The 18,674-nt window shown below is 68.6% G+C and carries 16 protein-coding genes; all 16 read right to left on the bottom strand.

Annotated features, from left to right (window positions below; genetic code table 11):
- Positions 1-3: 3 nt before the first annotated feature.
- Complete coding sequence (gene secA, locus E0497_RS10305; RefSeq protein ID WP_137724699.1) at positions 4-2,799, bottom strand: preprotein translocase subunit SecA; 2,796 nt, start codon at positions 2,797-2,799, stop codon at positions 4-6.
- A gap of 155 nt (positions 2,800-2,954) precedes the next feature.
- Entirely contained in the window at positions 2,955-3,542 is a 588-nt protein-coding gene (hpf, locus tag E0497_RS10300; RefSeq protein ID WP_241665831.1) for a ribosome hibernation-promoting factor, HPF/YfiA family, read from the bottom strand.
- A gap of 362 nt (positions 3,543-3,904) precedes the next feature.
- Positions 3,905-4,570, bottom strand: coding sequence for a ComF family protein (locus tag E0497_RS10295; RefSeq protein WP_137724698.1), 666 nt, complete (start codon positions 4,568-4,570; stop codon positions 3,905-3,907).
- A gap of 41 nt (positions 4,571-4,611) precedes the next feature.
- Positions 4,612-6,414, bottom strand: a complete 1,803-nt coding sequence (gene lpqB, locus E0497_RS10290) for an MtrAB system accessory lipoprotein LpqB (protein WP_421958331.1) — start codon at positions 6,412-6,414, stop codon at positions 4,612-4,614.
- Positions 6,411-8,321: an MtrAB system histidine kinase MtrB gene (mtrB, locus tag E0497_RS10285; RefSeq protein ID WP_277751677.1), complete on the bottom strand. Its 1,911-nt coding sequence runs from the start codon at positions 8,319-8,321 to the stop codon at positions 6,411-6,413. Before mtrB ends, lpqB begins: the two co-directional genes overlap by 4 nt.
- A complete protein-coding gene (mtrA, locus tag E0497_RS10280) occupies positions 8,318-8,995 on the bottom strand; it encodes an MtrAB system response regulator MtrA (protein WP_137724697.1) in 678 nt (225 codons plus the stop codon). The genes mtrB and mtrA overlap by 4 nt, the downstream gene beginning before the upstream one ends.
- 83 nt (positions 8,996-9,078) lie before the next feature.
- Positions 9,079-9,720, bottom strand: coding sequence for a dTMP kinase (locus E0497_RS10275; protein WP_137724696.1), 642 nt, complete (start codon positions 9,718-9,720; stop codon positions 9,079-9,081).
- A gap of 83 nt (positions 9,721-9,803) precedes the next feature.
- Positions 9,804-11,297: an adenosylhomocysteinase gene (gene ahcY / locus E0497_RS10270; protein ID WP_137724695.1), complete on the bottom strand. Its 1,494-nt coding sequence runs from the start codon at positions 11,295-11,297 to the stop codon at positions 9,804-9,806.
- Between the two features lie 76 nt (positions 11,298-11,373).
- A complete protein-coding gene (locus E0497_RS10265) occupies positions 11,374-11,982 on the bottom strand; it encodes a TetR/AcrR family transcriptional regulator (protein WP_137724694.1) in 609 nt (202 codons plus the stop codon).
- A 23-nt stretch (positions 11,983-12,005) separates the two neighbouring features.
- On the bottom strand, positions 12,006-12,188 hold the full coding sequence (locus tag E0497_RS10260) for a rubredoxin (RefSeq protein ID WP_084987262.1): 183 nt from the start codon (positions 12,186-12,188) through the stop codon (positions 12,006-12,008).
- 2 nt (positions 12,189-12,190) lie between these two features.
- Positions 12,191-12,358: a rubredoxin gene (locus tag E0497_RS10255; RefSeq protein ID WP_137724693.1), complete on the bottom strand. Its 168-nt coding sequence runs from the start codon at positions 12,356-12,358 to the stop codon at positions 12,191-12,193.
- Entirely contained in the window at positions 12,355-13,584 is a 1,230-nt protein-coding gene (locus E0497_RS10250; protein WP_137724692.1) for an alkane 1-monooxygenase, read from the bottom strand. Before E0497_RS10250 ends, E0497_RS10255 begins: the two co-directional genes overlap by 4 nt.
- A 104-nt stretch (positions 13,585-13,688) precedes the next feature.
- Positions 13,689-15,215 carry an amino acid permease gene (locus E0497_RS10245; RefSeq protein WP_137724691.1) on the bottom strand — a complete coding sequence of 509 codons (1,527 nt, stop codon included), beginning with the start codon at positions 15,213-15,215 and terminating at the stop codon, positions 13,689-13,691.
- Positions 15,216-15,293: 78 nt separating this feature from the next.
- Positions 15,294-16,214 carry a cation diffusion facilitator family transporter gene (locus E0497_RS10240; RefSeq protein ID WP_137724690.1) on the bottom strand — a complete coding sequence of 307 codons (921 nt, stop codon included), beginning with the start codon at positions 16,212-16,214 and terminating at the stop codon, positions 15,294-15,296.
- 66 nt (positions 16,215-16,280) lie between these two features.
- A complete protein-coding gene (gene manA / locus E0497_RS10235) occupies positions 16,281-17,519 on the bottom strand; it encodes a mannose-6-phosphate isomerase, class I (RefSeq protein ID WP_137724689.1) in 1,239 nt (412 codons plus the stop codon).
- Positions 17,519-18,652 (bottom strand): tobH protein, encoded by a 1,134-nt coding sequence (locus E0497_RS10230; protein ID WP_137724688.1) that lies wholly within the window; start codon positions 18,650-18,652, stop codon positions 17,519-17,521. The genes manA and E0497_RS10230 overlap by 1 nt, the downstream gene beginning before the upstream one ends.
- Between the last annotated feature and the right edge of the window lie 22 nt (positions 18,653-18,674).

Below are 18,674 nucleotides of genomic sequence, written 5' to 3'. Positions count from 1 at the left end.
AACTCAGCGCTTGCGCTTGGACTTCTTGGTTTCCGTACGGGCCGCCTCCCGGCGCTCCCGCCGCGTGCCGTCGGGGGCATCGTCGTCGCCGGACACCCGGCTGACCCGGGCGCTGCCGTCCTCCGCCGGACCCGACAGCATCAGCCCGCGCGGCTGCTCGTCGTCGAGTCCTTTCGCGGCGAGTGAGGGTGCCGGGGTCTGCTGCCCCAGGGCCGGGCCACCGGCCGCGGCCGCGGCCGCCGACGCCGCCGTCACACTGACCGGTGCGCCACCGCCCTGCGGGGTGCCCGCCTCGACCTGCAGGTTGAACAGGAAGCCGACCGATTCCTCCTTGAGGCCGTCGAGCATCGCGGTGAACATGTCGTAGCCCTCCCGCTGGTACTCGACCAGCGGGTCGCGCTGCGCCATCGCCCGCAGGCCGATGCCCTCCTTGAGGTAGTCCATCTCGTAGAGGTGCTCACGCCACTTGCGGTCCAGCACCGACAGCAGCACCCGGCGCTCGAGTTCCCGCATGCCGCCGTCGCCGGCGATCTCGTCGATCTGCCGTTCACGCGTCGCGTACGCGGCGTGCGCGTCGGCCAGCAGTGCATCGAGCAGACCGTCACGGTCGAGGTCGGAGTCGCCGTCCTCGGCGGCACCGACGAGCGCCTTGTAGTCGAGCCCGACCGGGTACAACGTCTTCAGTGCCGTCCACAGCTGCTCGAGATCCCAGTCCTCGACGTAGCCCTCGGCGGCGGCCCCGTCGACGTACGCGGTGACCACCGCGGTGATCATCGAGTCGACCTGGCCTTCGAGGTTCTCGCCCTCGAGGATGCGGCGGCGCTCGTCGTAGATGACGGTGCGCTGCTGGTTCATCACCTCGTCGTACTTGAGGACGTTCTTGCGGATCTCGTAGTTCTGCTGCTCGACCTGCGTCTGGGCGCTCTTGATCGCCTTCGAGACCATCTTCGCCTCGATCGGCACGTCGTCGGGCAGGTTCAGGCGCGTCATGATCGATTCGAGTGCGGCACCGTTGAACCGGCGCATCAGCTCGTCACCGAGCGACAGGTAGAAGCGGGACTCGCCCGGGTCGCCCTGACGGCCGGAACGACCGCGCAGCTGGTTGTCGATGCGGCGCGACTCGTGCCGTTCGGTGCCCAGCACGTACAGTCCACCGGCCGCGCGAACCTTCTCGGCATCCGCCTTGACGTCCGCCTTGACCTTCTCGAGGACCTCGTCCCAGGCCGCCTCGTACTCCTCCGAGTTGTGCACCGGGTCGAGGCCCTGCTTGCGCAGCACGATATCGGCGATGATGTCGGGGTTGCCGCCGAGCACGACGTCGGTACCACGACCGGCCATGTTGGTCGCGACGGTGACCGCCGCGGACCGGCCGGCCTCGGCGACGATGGTCGCCTCCTGCTCGTGGAACTTGGCGTTGAGCACACTGTGCACGACACCGCGCTTGGTGAACTGCTTCGACAGGTACTCCGAGCGCTCGACGCTGGTGGTGCCGATGAGGACCGGCTGGCCCTTCTCGTGCCGCTCGACGACGTCGTCGACGACCGCGTCGAACTTCGCCTCCTCCGACTTGTAGATCAGGTCGCCCTGGTCGACGCGGATCAGCGGCCGGTTCGTGGGGATCGGGATGACACCGAGGCTGTACGTCTGGTGCAGCTCGGCGGCCTCGGTCTCGGCGGTACCGGTCATGCCCGACAGCTTGTCGTACAGGCGGAAGTAGTTCTGCAGCGTGATCGTGGCGAGCGTCTGGTTCTCGGCCTTGATCTCGACGCGTTCCTTCGCCTCGATCGCCTGGTGCATGCCCTCGTTGTAGCGGCGGCCGACGAGGATGCGTCCGGTGAACTCGTCGACGATGATGACCTCACCGTCACGGACGATGTAGTCCTTGTCGCGCTGGTACAGCTCCTTCGCCTTGACGGCGTTGTTGAGGTAGCTCACCAGCGGCGAGTTCGCGGCCTCGTACAGGTTGTCGATACCGAGCTGGTCCTCGACGAACTCGACACCGGCCTCGTGCACACCGACCGTGCGCTTCTTGATGTCCACCTCGTAGTGGACGTCCTTCTTCAGCAGCGGCACGATGCGTGCGAACTCGCCGTACCACTTGCTCGACGCGTCCGCCGGCCCCGAGATGATCAGCGGGGTGCGGGCCTCGTCGATGAGGATCGAGTCGACCTCGTCGACGATCGCGAAGTTGTGCCCGCGCTGGACGAGGTCGTCGAGCGTGTGCGTCATGTTGTCGCGCAGGTAGTCGAAGCCGAACTCGTTGTTGGTGCCGTACGTGATGTCGGCGGCGTACGCCTCCCGGCGCTGCGCGGGACTCAGGCCCGAGAGGATCACGCTGGTCTCGAGGCCGAGGAACCGGTGCACACGGCCCATCCACTCGGAGTCACGCTTGGCGAGGTAGTCGTTGACGGTGACGACGTGCACGCCGTCACCGGCGATCGCGTTCAGGTACGCCGGCAGCACACAGGTCAGGGTCTTGCCCTCACCGGTCTTCATCTCCGCCACGTTGCCGAAGTGCAGGGCCGCGCCACCCATGATCTGCACGATGTAGTGCTTCTGACCGAGCACCCGGTGCGACGCCTCCCGCGCGACCGCGAAGGCCTCGGGCAGCAACTCGTCGAGCGACTCGCCGCCCGCGTAGCGGGTGCGGAACTCGCCGGTCTTGGCCCGCAACCGGTCGTCGGACAGCGACTCGTACTCGGGTGACAGGGCATCGACGTGCTCGGCGATGCTCTTGAGTCGCTTGACCGTGCGGCCTTCACCTACACGGAGCAACTTCGATAGCGACAGTGACGGCACGGGCCTCTTCGTCCTCAATCCAGGTGGCGGAATCCGGATGCCGAATCCAACGTCGGGTACCCGACAGACGGAATCCGGCTGGGGTCGGGCGACCCCAGCCGGATTCCATGGTAGGCGTAATCACGGCCCGGCGAGTAGACCGACCGGCCGCAACATCAGGCCAGTCGGATCAACCCGTAGTCGAACGCGTGCCTGCGGTACACGACCGAAGGCCGATCGGTCTCCTTGTCGTGGAACAGGAAGAAGTCGTGTCCGACCAGTTCCATCTCGTACAGGGCGTCGTCGACCGTCATCGGTTCGGACGAATGATCCTTCGTGCGAACGATCTGCCCCGGCCCCTGTGGCACCTCGCCTTCCCAGTCGATGTCGTGGTCGATGGCGAGCGAATCGTCCCGGGCGAGGGCCGCGGTCGCCTGCGCGACGGACACGGGCGTCTTGTCGCCGTAGTGGACGCGGCGGCGATCCTTCGTCCGCCGTAGTCGGCTCTCGAGTTTGGCTGTCACCGATTCGAACGCCGCGTAGAAACTGTCCGCGCTGGCTTCCGCCCGGACGACCGGACCCTTGCCGCGAGCGGTGATCTCCACCCGCTGGCAGCTCTTGGCCTGGCGGCGGTTGCGTTCGTGCTGGAGTTCCACATCGAAGTGGAAGATCGTGGGATCGAAACGCTCGAGTCGTGCGAGCTTCTCGGAGACGTAGGTCCGGAAGTGTTCCGGGACCTCCACGTTCCGTCCTTTGACGACGATTTCGGCATTGGTCGCGGTGGATGCGGCCTGCGCGGTGTCTGCAACGCCGGCGGCGTTGTCAGCGCTTGCAGAGATATCGATGGCTTCGTCGACGAAGATCGAGGCCTTGGTAGGGGTCGTCACTCGTACCTCCCGATTAACGGCCGGCTCACGTCGTGAGACCGGCGAGTTCGATCTCGACCGGGCGGGGAACCACCCGGTATCAGAACGTGAAATATCACCTCCCACCTGTGACTTCGGGTGTGAACGCGACGCTAGTACGTAACCGCGCCGTGTGCCACTGTTCGGCGATATTTCACCGGTGTGTCGCCCCGTCGATGCGTCCCGATCGCCGGAATCCGCAGGACAACGGCGAATCGGTGTCAGGCCGCCGCGACGACGAGCACCGTCGTCACCGGCACCCCCACCGACGCGAGCTCCCGAACCGACTCGGTCGCCGTCGCCCCCGTCGTGACGACGTCGTCGACCAGCACCACCTGAGGACCGCGGTCGCGGGCCGCCACGCGGAGCGCCGAGACGGCAGGCACGACCCGGATCCGACCCGACAGGTTCTCCTGCCGCCGGGCCGCCGACAGCCCCACCGAGTCACGTACCCCGACACGCATGGCCAGCACCGGTGCGACCCGGCACCCACCGGCGACACCGGCCGCGCACCGGGCCGCCCGCGACACCGGATCACCGCCCCGGCTGCGCGCCACCCGCGGTCGCGTCGGCGCCGGCACCAGCACCAGCGGCCGCGCCGGATCGAGTTCGCCCCACCGCCGCAGGTGCGCGATCGCCCCCGCCCACGCCTGCCCCAGCGGATCCGCCAGATCGCGGCGGCCACGTTCCTTCGCCGCGATCACCGCACGACGCCGCGGCCCGGCGTACGGTCCGAGCGCCCACACCGGCACCCCCGGATCCACGCGGGGACGCACCGCGATCGGCACATCGGCCAGTTGCCGTCGGCACCGGTCGCACCACGGGGTGCCGGGGGCCGCGCACCCACCGCACTCGACCGGCAGGATCAGATCCAGAAGTCCGCGCATCCGGCCAGTGTGCCCGCCTCCACCGACAGTCGCCGCGGGATTCAGCCCGGCAGGATCGGCACCGAATCCCGGCCGCCGAGACCGGGCACCTCCCGCCAGTACCGGTCCCCGGCAGGATCGTTGTCGTTCAACTGGAACACCGCCCGCGCGTCCGCGACGTACTCGGTGCTCGGCGACGCCTCCACCGCCCGCACCGGCGACGTGAGATTGCGACTCGGCATCGCATCCATCCGGGAACCGTCGATCGCGATCTTCACCACCGGCACCTCGGGCGTGTCCCGGGCGACGACGAGATTCTCGGGACCGTTCCAGTCCAGCGACACCGCCGGGCTGCCCAGCCCGTAGGCCACCGCCCGTGGGCTGGTCAGCGTGTAGGTGCCGTCGTCGAGCCTCGAGACCGTCGCGACATACACCTTGCCGCCGACGACGAGTCCCGCCCGCACCCCGTCCCGGGACAGGCGCAGTTCCGTGATCGGCCCCCCGAGCGCGGTGACCGCGGCCGCCTCGACACCGGTGACGGTGAGCTTGCCGGTACTCGTCTCGCGGACGACCCGGACCACCGTCGACCCGTTCACCGCGGCCCACACCGACGTCCCGTCGAGCGCCCACGTCGGGCGGGTCACGCTCTGCGCCTCGAGAGCGGTCGCGACGTTCCCGTCGTAGGTTCCGACGACGAGCGCGTTCTGCTCGGCCGGGTGCGGACGCCGCGTGTCCGCAACGGCGGCAGCCAGCGCCCCGTCCCGGGACAGTGCCACCGACCGCAGGTTGTCCGACGCCCCGAAATAGCCGGGCACCGGCGTGACCGTGTCGTCCTGGACCCGGACCAGGCCACCGGACCGCAACGCGTGCAACACGACCGACGCGCCCGTCGTGGCCAGCGGATTGAACGACGCCACGTCCGCGGAGGTCCACCCGTCGGGGTACCTCGAGTCGAGGGGTTGACCGTCCGCGAGCAGGACGTACGGGCCGGAGATGCCGGCGTTCGTGAGCGTCCACACCACCTGTGCGGCAAGCAGTTCCCGGGTCTGGGTGTTCATCGTCCCGAGTCCCTGGAAGTCGACCCGGATCCCGCCGAGGCCGACTCCGACCTGGCTGGATCTGCCGTCGGCCTTCGTGACCGACCCGAGGATCGACGCACCGGACCCGAGTTCGTTGCGGACCGCACCCGCCAGCGACGGTTTCGGACCGTCGACGAGCAGTCCGATCAGTTGGGCGGCGACCTGGTCGGGGGCCGCCGCGATCCACCGCGGATCCGGGACCACCGTCTGTGCCGTCGGGTCGAGAAAGTACAGCGACCGGCGTTGGTACGAGTTCAGGAACTCGGGCCGGTCCAGGGTGACGCCGTTCGGTAGTTCGTCGATCCGCCACTGCCCGTCGACCCGGACCCAGCTGAACTTGGCCTCGTAATCGCCGTCCATCGCCTGGTACAGCCCGCCGACCTCGAGTCGGCCGACACGGTTGGCCCGCACCTTGTACACGGCCCGGTCCGACGAGCGGGATTCGAGGATCAGGTCGATCTTCTCGACGATCGTGGCACTCGACGCGTCGTCCCACCGTTCCGAGGCACCCTTGGTCAGATACTGGCGTGCCGCGAGATGCCGGTTGGCCGGATCGGTGCCGGCCCGGAAGAAGTCCCGCAGCAGCAGATCCGGCTCGCGCCCCGGGGCCGGTGCCTCGACGCTCGTCGTCACCGGGGACCGGACGATCGTGCCGATCGCCTGCGGCGCCGACGAATCCGGCAGGTTCGCACAACCCGCGACCACGGTCGCCACGATCGTGAGCACCGCCGGCAGCACCGTCGTGCGGGCACGACGCCGCACCCGACGCGACAATGCACCTCTCACGATTCGGGCTCCCCGTCCGCCGACGGTGACGGCAGCGGACGGTCCGGATCACTCCGGGACACAGCCGAATTCGCGTCCGCCGGATAGTCCACGGCGGGGCGGGACGGCGCCGCCGCACCCTCGTCGCCCGGTCCCCCCGACTCGTACGACTCGTCCTGCTCGTCCTGCTCCGGCACGGGGTCCGCAGTGCGGGGCCCGGTGTGCCGCGGTGCGGGCACGTCGATCGCGGTCGTACCCTCCGCGAGCAGCGCCGCCTCCGCCGTGGTCCCCGGCAGGGGCCGGCCCTGCACCAGTTTCCCGACCGTCGGTTTGAGCGGCAGCGGGCTGCGTGTCACCTTGCGGCCCCGCACCCGCGGCAGCGTCAACCGGAAGCACGCGCCGCTGCCGATCTCACCCCACGCCTCGAGCGCCCCGTTGTGCAGGTTCGCGTCCTCCACGCTGATCGCGAGACCGAGACCGGTTCCGCCGGAGCGTCGCACCCGAGACGGATCCGACCGCCAGAACCGGTTGAACACCAACTTCTCCTCCCCGGGGCGCAGTCCGACACCCTGGTCTCGCACGATGACGGCGGCCGCGTCGTCGTCGGCCCGCAGTCGCAGCAGCACCGGCTTGCCCTCGCTGTGGTCGATCGCATTGGCCAGCAGGTTGCGCAGGATCCGTTCGACCCGCCGCGGATCGACCTCGGCGATCACCGGTTCCTCCGGCAGGTCGACGATCAGTTCGGTGGACGTCTCCTTCGCGAGATGGCGCACCGTCGACACCGCGGCCCGCGCGCACATCCGCAGGTCCAACTGTTCGGAGGCGAGTTCGGCGACACCGGCGTCGTGCCGGGAGATCTCCAGCAGATCCCCGAGCAGGCTCTCGAACCGGTCGAGTTCCGCGACCAGCAACTCCGACGACCGTTTGAGGATCGGATCGAGGTCGTCGCTGCTGTCGTGGATGAGGTCCGCGGCCATCCGGACCGTCGTCAACGGGGTGCGCAGTTCGTGACTGACGTCGGACGTGAACCGCTTCTGCAGGTTGCCGAACTCCTCGAGCTGGGTGATCTGCTTGGACAGGCTCTCGGCCATCTCGTTGAACGACATCGCCAGCCGCGCCATGTCGTCCTCACCGCGGACGGGCATGCGTTCCTTGAGCCGGCCGTCGGCGAACCGCACCGCGATCCGCGACGCCGACCGGATCGGCAGCACCACCTGTCGGGCGACGAGCATCGAGATCGCGGCCAGCAGCACCGCGAGCACCGCGCCGCCGATGAGCATCGTGCCGCGCACCAACGACAGACTGCGGTCCTCGCTCGCGAGCGGGAACACCAGATACAGCTCGAGCGTCGAGATGTCCGACGCCGTCGGGCTGCCGATGATCAGCGCCGGGCCGGTGTAGCCGTCCGGGTCGGCGACCGTCGCGAACTGGTAGGCGATCTGGTTGGCGCGCACGAAATCCCGCAGGCTCGACGGGATCTGTGCCGCCGGACCCGCGGACGTGGGTTCGCGGGGGCCGTCGCCCGGGACGATGAGCACCGGATCGAACGTGCCCGCCGAACCCGCGTTCTGCCCGCTGTCCGGTTCGCGGTTCGTCAGGACCAGCCGGGCCGCCTCCAGCCGCACCTTGAGCGAACCGCTGTCGTCGGCACCGGCCAACTGCGCCTCGACGGTGCCCCGGGCACGGTCCATCTCCTCCGTCGCGGCGGTGATCTTCGCCTCGAGCAACCGGTCGGTGATCTGACTGGTGAGCACGACACCGAGAATCGTGATCACGATCAGGGACAACGACAGGGTCGACACGACGACCCGAAGCTGGAGCGAGCGCCGCCACACGTGGGCGAGCCAGTTGCTCGACGCCCTGCCCCAGCGGACCAGCGGCGCGAACACACGGTTCGGCCGCCGCCGGTTCCGGCGAGATCCGATCACGGCGGTCCGGCCTTGTAGCCGACCCCCCTGACCGTCAGGACCACCTCAGGATTCTCGGGATCCCTCTCGACCTTCGCCCGCAGTCGCTGCACGTGCACGTTGACCAGACGGGTGTCGGCCGCATGCCGGTACCCCCACACCTGCTCGAGCAGCACCTCACGGGTGAACACCTGCCGCGGCTTGCGGGCCAGCGCGACGAGCAGATCGAACTCGAGCGGCGTGAGCGAGATGAGCGCGTTGTCGCGCGTCACCTTGTGCGCCGGCACGTCGATCATGATCTCGCCGATGTTCAGGATCTCGGCGGGCTCCTCCTCGGTGCGGCGCAACCGCGCCCGCACCCGGGCGACGAGTTCCTTCGGCTTGAACGGCTTCATGATGTAGTCGTCCGCACCGGATTCGAGACCCAGGACGACGTCGACGGTGTCGGTCTTCGCGGTCAGCATGACGATCGGGACACCCGATTCGCCGCGCAGCACGCGGCACACGTCGATGCCGTTCATGCCGGGAAGCATGAGGTCGAGCAGCACCAGATCCGGCCGCGTCTCGCGCACCGCGGCCAACGCCTGGCTGCCGTCCCCCACCACGTACGGCTCGAAACCCTCACCGCGCAGCACGATGGTGAGCATCTCGGCGAGCGCCGTGTCATCGTCGACGACCAGAATCCTTGGCTTCATATCCCTATCGTTACATCTTCGGGGCTGCGAAATGTGGAAAGGCGCGCTCACGAATTCGGTGATCCGTCCGGCGCACTGTCCGATTACTGCACGAGTGTCAGCCTATCGGCCAGATCGTCCGGATCGGTATCGGGCGAAACGGTCCACCACTCGGAATTCCAGTTCGCCGTGGCCAACTCACGGTAGACCGCACCGGTCCGCGTCTGCAGACCGCTGTCCTTCTCGTAGGCGTCGAGGGTGCGCGCACTGTCCTGCGCCTCACGGCGACGGGCCCGCTCCTCGGCGAGCGCGACGGGCACGTCCAAGTACAGCTGCAGGTCGGGGCGCGGCATCCCCAACCGGCCGAACTCGAGCGCGTCCACCCACGCCACGAACTCCCCGTCGGCACCCTGGTGCAGGCGGGCCGCACCGTACGCCGCGTTGGAGGCGACGTACCGATCCAGGATGACGACGTCGTGGGCGGCGACCATGCCCCGCAGACCGTCGGCGGTGCCGGCCCGGTCGAGCGCGAACATCACGGCCATCGCGTGCACCGACCCGGCCAGATCACCGTGACCGCCCTTGAGGGCCTCCGACGCCAGATCCGCATGGATCGACGCCCCGTAACGCGGGAAATCGAGTGTCGCGACCCGCACACCCCGCTGCTCGAGTCGGGCGACGACCTTGCCGACGAGTGTGCGCTTGCCCGCACCGTCCAGCCCCTCCAGGGCGATCAGAGTTCCCACGGGAGACACAGTAGGCAGCTGCGCTGCTTGTGCGCACTTCTGGTAGTACCCACTACCAAAAGTGCGCACAGGCGGCTCTGCCGCTAATACCGGTAGTGCTCGGGCTTGTACGGGCCCTCGACGTCCACGCCGATGTAGTCGGCCTGATCCTTGGTCAGCTTCGTGAGCGACGCGCCGAGTGCCTCGACGTGGATGCGGGCGACCTTCTCGTCGAGATGCTTCGGCAGGCGGTACACCTCGTTGTCGTACTCGTCCGGCTTGGTCCACAGCTCGATCTGCGCGATCGTCTGGTTCGCGAACGAGTTCGACATCACGAACGACGGATGCCCGGTGGCGTTGCCCAGGTTCAGCAGGCGTCCCTCGGACAGCACGATGATGGAATGTCCGTCGGCGAACGTGAACTCGTCGACCTGCGGCTTGATGTTGACGCGGGTGACCTCCGGTGACCGCTCGAGCGTCGCCATGTCGATCTCGTTGTCGAAGTGGCCGATGTTGCCGAGGATCGCCTGATGCTTCATCTGCTTCATGTGTTCGAAGGAGATGATGTCCTTGTTGCCGGTCGCGGTGACGACGATGTCGGCCTGGCCGATGAACTCCTCGACGGTCTTGACGTCGTAGCCGTCCATCAGGGCCTGCAGCGCGTTGATCGGATCGACCTCGGTGACGGTGACGCGGGCGCCCTGGCCGCGCAGCGACTCCGCGCAGCCCTTGCCGACGTCGCCGTAGCCGCACACCAGTGCCGCCTTGCCGCCGATGAGGACGTCGGTGCCGCGGTTGATGCCGTCGATCAGCGAGTGGCGGGTGCCGTACTTGTTGTCGAACTTGCTCTTGGTGACCGAGTCGTTGACGTTGATCGCCGGGAACGCGAGTTCCCCGGCCGCCGCGAACTGGTACAGGCGCAGGACACCGGTCGTGGTCTCCTCGGTGACACCCTTGACGGACTCGGCGATCGCGGTCCACTTGCCGCCGTCGGCCGCGAGGGACCGACGCAGCAGCGCCAGGAACACCTTGTGCTCGTCGGAGTCGCCGTCCTCGGCGGACGGGACGACGCCGGCCTTCTCGTACTGCGCGCCGCGCAGCACCAGCATCGTGGCGTCACCACCGTCGTCGAGAATCATGTTGGCGGTCGTGCCCGGCCACGTGAGCATCTGCTCGGCAGCCCACCAGTACTCCTCGAGGGTCTCGCCCTTCCACGCGAACACGGGGACGCCCTTCGGCTCCTCCGGCGTACCGTGCGGGCCGACGACGACCGCGGCCGCCGCGTGATCCTGCGTCGAGAAGATGTTGCACGACGCCCAGCGAACTTCGGCGCCGAGCGCGACCAGGGTCTCGATGAGGACCGCGGTCTGGATGGTCATGTGCAGCGACCCGGAGATGCGGGCGCCCTTCAGTGGTGCCGCGTCCGCGTACTCGCGGCGCAGTTCCATCAGGCCGGGCATCTCGTGCTCGGCGAGGCGGATCTCCTTGCGCCCGAACTCCGCCAGCGACAGATCCGCCACCGTGAAGTCGATACCGCCCCGATGCTCGACCACCGGGCCTGCCGCTGCTGCTGATTCCGAAGGAACTGACGTCGTCATACTGCTTCTCCTGTCAACCGGCTGAACTGACCCACAGGTTATCGGGTGACGATCACCGGCCGGGGACGGGCGGCGGTCAGGTGCGGGTGACGACGTGCACGAACGGGGCCAGCAGCGCCGCCAGTTCCCGCGCATCGTCACGATCGGATGTCGGTGGCATCGACACGTAACTGAGGGCGACCCGGACGACGCCGTGCCCCAGAATGTCGGCGTCCGCATCCGATGCCCGAATCCAGCTGTGCCGGAACGCCTCCGCCAACCGCCTCGACGCCCGATCGATGAGCGGGGCACTGTCGATCGTGACGATCCGCAGCAGATCGGGCTTGGCGGCGCCACTGCGCAGCGACCGCACCAGCGGGTCGACGGCACTCGCCGCGAAGAACGCCGCGAACCCGTCGACGAGCGCGGCGTGCGCATCACCCGGATGCGCGTACACGGCCGCGGTGACCGCGTCGACGAACCGGTCGGCCAGGTGCAGGGCATACCCTTCGGCGAGGCCCTGCCGGCTGCCGAACTCGTTGTAGAGCGTCTGCCGGCTGACCCCGACCGCCGCCGCCACGTCCGTCATCGTCACCGACGGCCAGTCCCGTTCCAGCAGAAGGTCGTGTACCGCAGCGATGATCGACTCGCGCAGCAACTGCCGGGACGCCTCCGGGTACGGCGTCCGCCGTGGTGACTCGCTCATGGGACCGAGCCTAGAGACCGGTCTCAGCTGCGTTCGACCTCCACCATGAAGAAGTCCTCCTTGGCCGCACCGCAGTCCGGGCAGCACCAGTCGTCGGGGATGTCCTCCCACCGGGTGCCCGGGGCGATGCCCTCGTCAGGCCAGCCGAGTTCCTCGTCGTACTCGAATCCGCACTGCGCACACTGGTAGAGCTTGTAGTCCTTCATGATCACGGTCCCACCTGTTCGAAATCGATCTTCTCCCGGACCCCGCAGTCGGGGCAGCACCAGTCGTCGGGCACCGACGTCCAGTCCGTCCCGGCGGGAAATCCTTCCCGGGGTGCGCCGACGGATTCGTCGAACACGTACTCGCACACCGGGCATCGGTACGCGCTCATGCCGCACCGCCGTCCGCGCCGTACGCCGCGAGCAACTTCTCCCGCTTGCTCGGCTGCAGGTTCACCTTCGTGATGTCGCCGTCGTAGTGGGCGAGCACCCGCTTGTCCATGACGGCGCGCCACAGCGGCGGCACATAGGCGAGCATGATCATGCTCGCGTACCCGCTCGGCAGGTTCGGGGCGAGGTCCATGCTGCGCAACGTCTGGAACCGCCGTGTCGGATTCGCGTGATGGTCGCTGTGCCGCTGCAGGTGGTACAGGAAGATGTTGGTGCAGATGTGGTCGCTGTTCCAGCTGTGCGCCGGCGTGCAGCGCTCGTAGCGGCCGCTCGCGGTGTGCTGCCGGAGCAGCCCGTAGTGCTCGAGATAGTTGACGGTCTCGAGCAGCGTGAACCCGAACACGGCCTGCAGCACCAGGTACGGCGTCACCCCGATCCCGAAGACCGCGATCAGTACACCGAACAGCACCACCGACATCACCCACGCATTGAGAACGTCGTTGTGCAGCGTCCACGGACTCTTGCCGAGTCGTTCGAGCCGAGCCTTCTCCAGCCGCCACGACGAACGCAGGCTCCCCCACACGCTGCGCGGCAGGAACGCCCAGAAACTCTCCCCGAACCGGGAGCTCGCCGGGTCCTCCGGCGTCGCGACCCGCACGTGGTGGCCGCGGTTGTGCTCGATGTAGAAGTGGCCGTAGAACGACTGCGCGAGCGTCACCTTCGACAGCCAGCGCTCGAGGTCGTCCTTCTTGTGGCCGAGTTCGTGGGCGGTGTTGATACCGATGCCGGCGACGCAGCCGACGCTGATCGCGAGCCCGATCTTCGACACCACGCCCAGTCCGCCGTCGATCCCGAGCCAGGACAGGTCGTCCGCCGACCACAGGTAGCACGCGGCGACGAGGGTGAGCAGTTGCAGCGGGATGTACGCGTACGTGCACCACCGGTAGTAGCGGTCGTTCTCGAGCTGCTCCATCACCTCGTCGGGCGGATTCTGCCCGTCCGGCCCGAACCACAGATCGAGGATCGGCAGCAGCCCGTAGACGAGCAGCGGCCCGATCCACCACCAGACCGGGGCGACGGCGTCCAGCCCCACCCGGTTGCTCGCCCACACCAGGACCGTCGCGACGAACAGTGCGGTGGGCGGGATCAGGCCCAGCAGCCACAGGTACCGCTTCCTGTCCCGCCACACCGGTGCCGCGACGGCCCGGTCGCCCACATCGCTCGACATCGTCGTCCCCTTCCCGAAGGTCGCTGCTGTGAGCGACCTCACTCGAGAATGGACGATACGCGCCTAGATGTAAGCCGTCTAGACAATCGAGCTTATTTGTAAAGTCAGTTGTCGGTGCCGCCCCCGGCCGCCTCGGCTGCGGCAGCCTGCCGTTCCCGCACCGCGATCATCGAATGCTTGCGGCTGTAGGCGAAGTAGACGGCCACACCGAGCGCCATCCACACCAGGAACCGCAGCCACGTCTCGACCGACAGGTTGACCATCAGCCACAGGCACGACACGACGGCCAGGATCGGGACCAGCGGCACCAGCGGCACCCGGAAGCCACGCGGCAGATCCGGGCGGGTGCGGCGCAGGATCACCACACCGATCGACACCAGCACGAACGCGAACAGCGTGCCGATGTTGACCATCTCCTCGAGCGTGCCGATCGGGAAGACGGCCGCGAGAACGGCGACGACGACACCGACGATCACCGTGATCCGCACGGGGGTGCCGCGCTTGCTCGTCGGGGCGAGCGACCGCGGCATCAGTCCGTCCCGCGACATCGCGAACAGCACGCGGGTCTGGCCGAGCATGAGCACCATGACGACGGTCGTCAGACCGGCCAGGGCACCGAAGGAGATGAGGTTCTTGGCCCAGTCCATGCCGTTGAGCGCGAACGCCGTCGCGAGCGTCGAGTCGTCGCCCGCGAGCTCGGTGTAGTTGACCATGCCGGTGAGCACGAGCGAGACCGCGACGTACAGCACGGCCACGATCGCGAGCGATCCGAGGATGCCGCGCGGCAGTGCCTTCTGCGGGTTCTTCGTCTCCTCCGCGGTGGTCGCGACGACGTCGAAGCCGATGAACGCGAAGAACACCAGGCTCGCCGCGGCCAGCAGTCCGTACCAGCCGAACGCGCTGCCGCCGGCGCCGGTGACGTACGAGAACAGCGACTGGTGGATGCCCTGGCCGGTGTCCGTCGCCTCCGACGGCGGAATGTACGGCGAATAGTTCTCCGCCTTGATGTAGAACGCGCCGAGCACCACCACGAACAGCACGACGGCGACCTTGATCGCGGTGACCACCGCGGAGACCCGCGACGACACCTTGGTTCCGGTGGCCAGCAGCACCGTGATGATCGCGACGATGATCAGCGCACCCCAGTCGATGTCCAGCGGGCCGAGATGGAGGATCGTCCGCGAACCGCCGAGCACCTCACCGAGATACAGCGACCACCCCTTCGAGACGACGGCCGCCGCGAGCGCGAATTCCAGGATGAGGTCCCACCCGATGATCCACGCGACGAACTCACCGAACGTGGCGTACGAGAACGTGTACGCGCTGCCGGCGACGGGCACGGTGGACGCGAACTCGGCGTAGCACAGGGCCGCGAACGCGCACGCGATCGACGCGAACACGAACGCGAGGGACACCGACGGCCCGGCGACGTTGCCGGCGGTCCGCGCCGTCAGCGTGAAGATGCCCGCGCCGATCACCACCGCGACACCGAAGACCGTCAGATCCCACCCCGTCAGATCCTTGCGGAGTTTGGTCTCGGGTTCGTCGGTCTCGCGGATCGACTGCTCGATCGATTTGGTGCGGAACAGTCCGGAGCGAGTACTCGCGGGCTTCCTGGCGGGTGTCGCCATCGGGTCCTCCTCGGGAGGGGTGAGATGAGGGAAAGCCTATGCCGGGACACCGCCTGTCGGTACGGTCTCCCGACACCGCTATCCCACGGTGGTGCGGTACAGATCGGGTTCGATGTAGATCAACGTGGCGGCGGGTAGTGCGGTACGAATCCTCTTCTCTGCGTCGTCGATCGCGGTCGCGACGTCCCCGATGTCCAGCCCCGGCACGATCGCGACCTTGGCCGCGACCAGAATCTCCTCCGGCCCCAGGTACTGCGTGCGGCAGTGGATGACCCGGTCGATGCGTTTCCCGTCCACGAGGGCGGCGAGGATCGCGGCCTCCTCGTCCGGCTTCGCGGCCTCCCCGATCAGCAGGCTCTTCATCTCCACGATGAGGACGACGGCGATGACGCCGAGCAGTACACCGATGCACAGCGTGCCGATGCCGTCCCACACCGGGTTCCCGGTGAGCATCGTCAGGCCGACGCCGCCGAGCGCGAGGACCAGGCCCACGAGCGCGCCGCTGTCCTCGAGCAGCACGACCGGCAGCTCTGGGCTGCGCGACGTGCGGATGAACCCCCACCAGCTCGCGTTCCCCTTGAGCGGACGCGATTCCCCGACGGCGGTGCGGAAGCTGTATCCCTCGAGCGCGATCGCGATCACGAGGATGACGACGGCCACGAGCGGCGACGACAGGCCCTCGGGATGCTGGATCTTGTGGACGCCCTCGTAGATCGCGAACAGCGACCCGAGCGTGAACAGCACCAGCGCGACGACGAACGAATAGAAGTAGCGGTTGCGGCCGTACCCGAACTGGTGCAGGTCGTCGGCCTGCTTCTCGGCACGCTTCTGGCCGAGCAGCAGCAGCCCCTGGTTGGATGTGTCGGCCACCGAGTGAACCGATTCAGCCAGCATCGACGACGATCCGGTGACGAGGAATCCGGTGAACTTCGCGACCGCGATGCCCGCGTTCGCGGTCAGTGCCGCGAAGATCGCTTTCTTACCCCCATGAGCCGACACCGGCCACTCCTCCCGTCGAAAATGAGCGGGTCACAGGGTACGGCACGGAATTGCGTCGATCACAGCTCACCCGACGGCGGAGCCGACCCCGGCGACGAACAGCCGGGTGCGCTCGGCGCATGCCTGGATCCGGATGTCGCTGTCCGACGCCGAGATCCACACCGAGCCGCCACTCTCGAGGGCGAGGGACCGCGTCGCGCACGTCACCTTCGCGGCGCCGGACGTGCACAGCAGGATCTGCGGGCCGTCCGGTACGAACCCGGTCGCGGCCCCGTCGGCGGTGTCGAGATCGATCTTCGCGAGCCGGAACTCCGGGGCCTGGGTCGGGTAGACGCCCCATCCGGTCTCCGCCGCGGCGACCGGTGCCAGCACCGGGACGTCGACCGAGTCGAAGTCGAGCACCCGCAACAGCTCGGGGACGTCGACGTGCTTCGGGGTCAGCCCGCCGCGCAGGACGTTGTCCGAGTTCGCCATGATCTCGACGGCGGTGCCGTGCAGGTAGGCGTGCAGGTTGCCGGCGTCGAGGAACAGTCCCTGCCCGGGTTCGAGGGTGACCCGGTTGAGCAGCAGCGACGCCAGGACACCGGCGTCCCCCGGGTAACCCTCACTCAACTCGAGGGCTGTGCGCACCTCCGCCACGAACTCGGCGCCGTGCCCGTCGGGGTCGGACAGGTAGGTGACGCAGCCGTCGAGGACCGCCGGTAGCAGCGCCGACAGGGACGGCGACGGCAGGGTGATCCAGGTCGTGAACAGGGCGCGCAATCCACCCGAATCGGGTTGCCCGGCAAGCAGTCCCACATACGGGTCGAGTTCGCGCACGTCGAGGGCCTCGAGCAGTCGGACGGTCCGGTGCGGGTCCCGGAAACCCGCGAGCGCCTCGAATCGGGTGAGGGCCACGACGAGTTCGGGCTTGTGACTCGCGTCCCGGTAGTTGCGTTCGGGCGAATCGATCGGGATACCGGCCGCCTCCTCCCGCGCGAACCCCTCCCGGGCCTGCTCCGCACTGGGATGCGCCTGCAGCGACAGCGGCTCCTCGGCCGCGAGCACCTTGAGCAGGAACGGCAGCCGCACCCCGAAGTCGGTGATGCACCGGTCCCCGAGTTCGCGGGCCGGGTCGGCGTCGACGACGTCCCGCAGCGACCGGACGGCGCCGTCCTCGACGACCCGGGCCGGGTCGCCGGGATGCGCTCCCAGCCACAGCTCTGCTTCCGGATGCGCGCTGGGGCTGGGACGGCCGCGCAGTTCCGCGAGCGCGGTCCGTGATCCCCAGGCGTAGGACCGGAGCGCACCTTCGAGTGGGCGCACTAGTTACCACCGATCAAACGTAGATAGGCCGCACTCATCTCGAGTCGGCCGACGAGAACTGCCATCTGCTCGATGTCCCCGCGCGGGTCGGACACCGTCACCGGCTCCGGCCCGGGACCGCTCGCCGCGATGTCCGCCGGGTGGACGTGCTCGTGCACCGCCACGAGCACGTCCACGTCGGGCAGTGCCGCGACACGGCGTTCGGTCAGCAGTCGGGTCGCCTCCGTCGCGAGGACGAACACCCGCACCGGCAGACCGGGGACGGGGCCGTCGAGCTGCTCGTCGTGGAACAGCGGGTCGTATCCGGCCGCGTCGGACACGGTGGACGCCGTGAACCGCGGGACACCCGCGACCGCCTCCGCCAGGTCCGTCGCGGCGGCGATCGCGGCACCGGACCGCAGCAGGATCTCGCTGCCGTGCCGTGCCAGCTCGGTGGTGGCCGGTCCGTCGCCGGCCAGGACCACCCGCCGGCCCTGCATGCGGGCGGCGAGCGCCTTCGCCGGATTGTGGAAGACCTCGTTGCGGGGATGTGCCCGCAACGACTCGTCGTCGACGGCGTCGGCGAGCAGGCCCAGGTCCGGGCACACCGCGGCCGTCCGCTCGGATCCGAGGGCGGCGAGCACCGCGAGGAACACCGTGAGATACCGCAGCAGACCGTGCTGGTCGGGGACCGCGACCCGCGGCGGGAGTGGCACCGCACCACCGGCGCCCGCAGCCCGCAACGGGCCCTCGTCGGGTGCCGCGACGACCACCTCGGCACCACGCCGCAGCGCCCGGTCCACGGACTCGACGAGCCGCGGATCGCCGGCGTCGCCACCGGCGACGACGACCACGTCGAGCGGCCCGACCCACCGCGGGGTCACCGGACATTCGACGAGCGGCACACCGATCCGGCTGCCGACCGTCGCCGTGAACAGGCCGGCGGCCCGCGCCGCCCGGCCTGCACCGGTGACGAACACGATGCTGCGCGGCTGCAACCCGCGGAGCCGGGCGAGGGCACCCTCCTCGACGGCGGCGTGCGTCGCCCGGATCTGGGCGCCGCCGAGGGCCGCGAAACGAAGTGTGCCGTCGACATCCGCGGCGAGCAGCGCGTCGGTGTCGTCGAGGTCGAGCAGAGACGACGGTGCCGTCATGACCGACACACCTCCCTTTCTC

The organism is Prescottella subtropica (assembly GCF_005434945.1).
GTDB lineage: Bacteria > Actinomycetota > Actinomycetes > Mycobacteriales > Mycobacteriaceae > Prescottella > Prescottella subtropica.
This window is presented reverse-complemented; position numbering and strand designations above follow the sequence as displayed.

Coding starts and splice junctions, on each gene's coding strand:
- E0497_RS10295 (WP_137724698.1), bottom strand. CDS start 4,570: ATGCGCGGACTTCTGGATCTGATCCTGCCGGTCGAGTGCGGTGGGTGC.
- E0497_RS10260 (WP_084987262.1), bottom strand. CDS start 12,188: ATGAAGGACTACAAGCTCTACCAGTGTGCGCAGTGCGGATTCGAGTAC.
- mtrA (WP_137724697.1), bottom strand. CDS start 8,995: ATGAAGCCAAGGATTCTGGTCGTCGACGATGACACGGCGCTCGCCGAG.
- E0497_RS10250 (WP_137724692.1), bottom strand. CDS start 13,584: ATGTCGAGCGATGTGGGCGACCGGGCCGTCGCGGCACCGGTGTGGCGG.
- E0497_RS10230 (WP_137724688.1), bottom strand. CDS start 18,652: ATGACGGCACCGTCGTCTCTGCTCGACCTCGACGACACCGACGCGCTG.
- E0497_RS10265 (WP_137724694.1), bottom strand. CDS start 11,982: ATGAGCGAGTCACCACGGCGGACGCCGTACCCGGAGGCGTCCCGGCAG.
- ahcY (WP_137724695.1), bottom strand. CDS start 11,297: ATGACGACGTCAGTTCCTTCGGAATCAGCAGCAGCGGCAGGCCCGGTG.
- E0497_RS10255 (WP_137724693.1), bottom strand. CDS start 12,358: ATGAGCGCGTACCGATGCCCGGTGTGCGAGTACGTGTTCGACGAATCC.
- E0497_RS10245 (WP_137724691.1), bottom strand. CDS start 15,215: ATGGCGACACCCGCCAGGAAGCCCGCGAGTACTCGCTCCGGACTGTTC.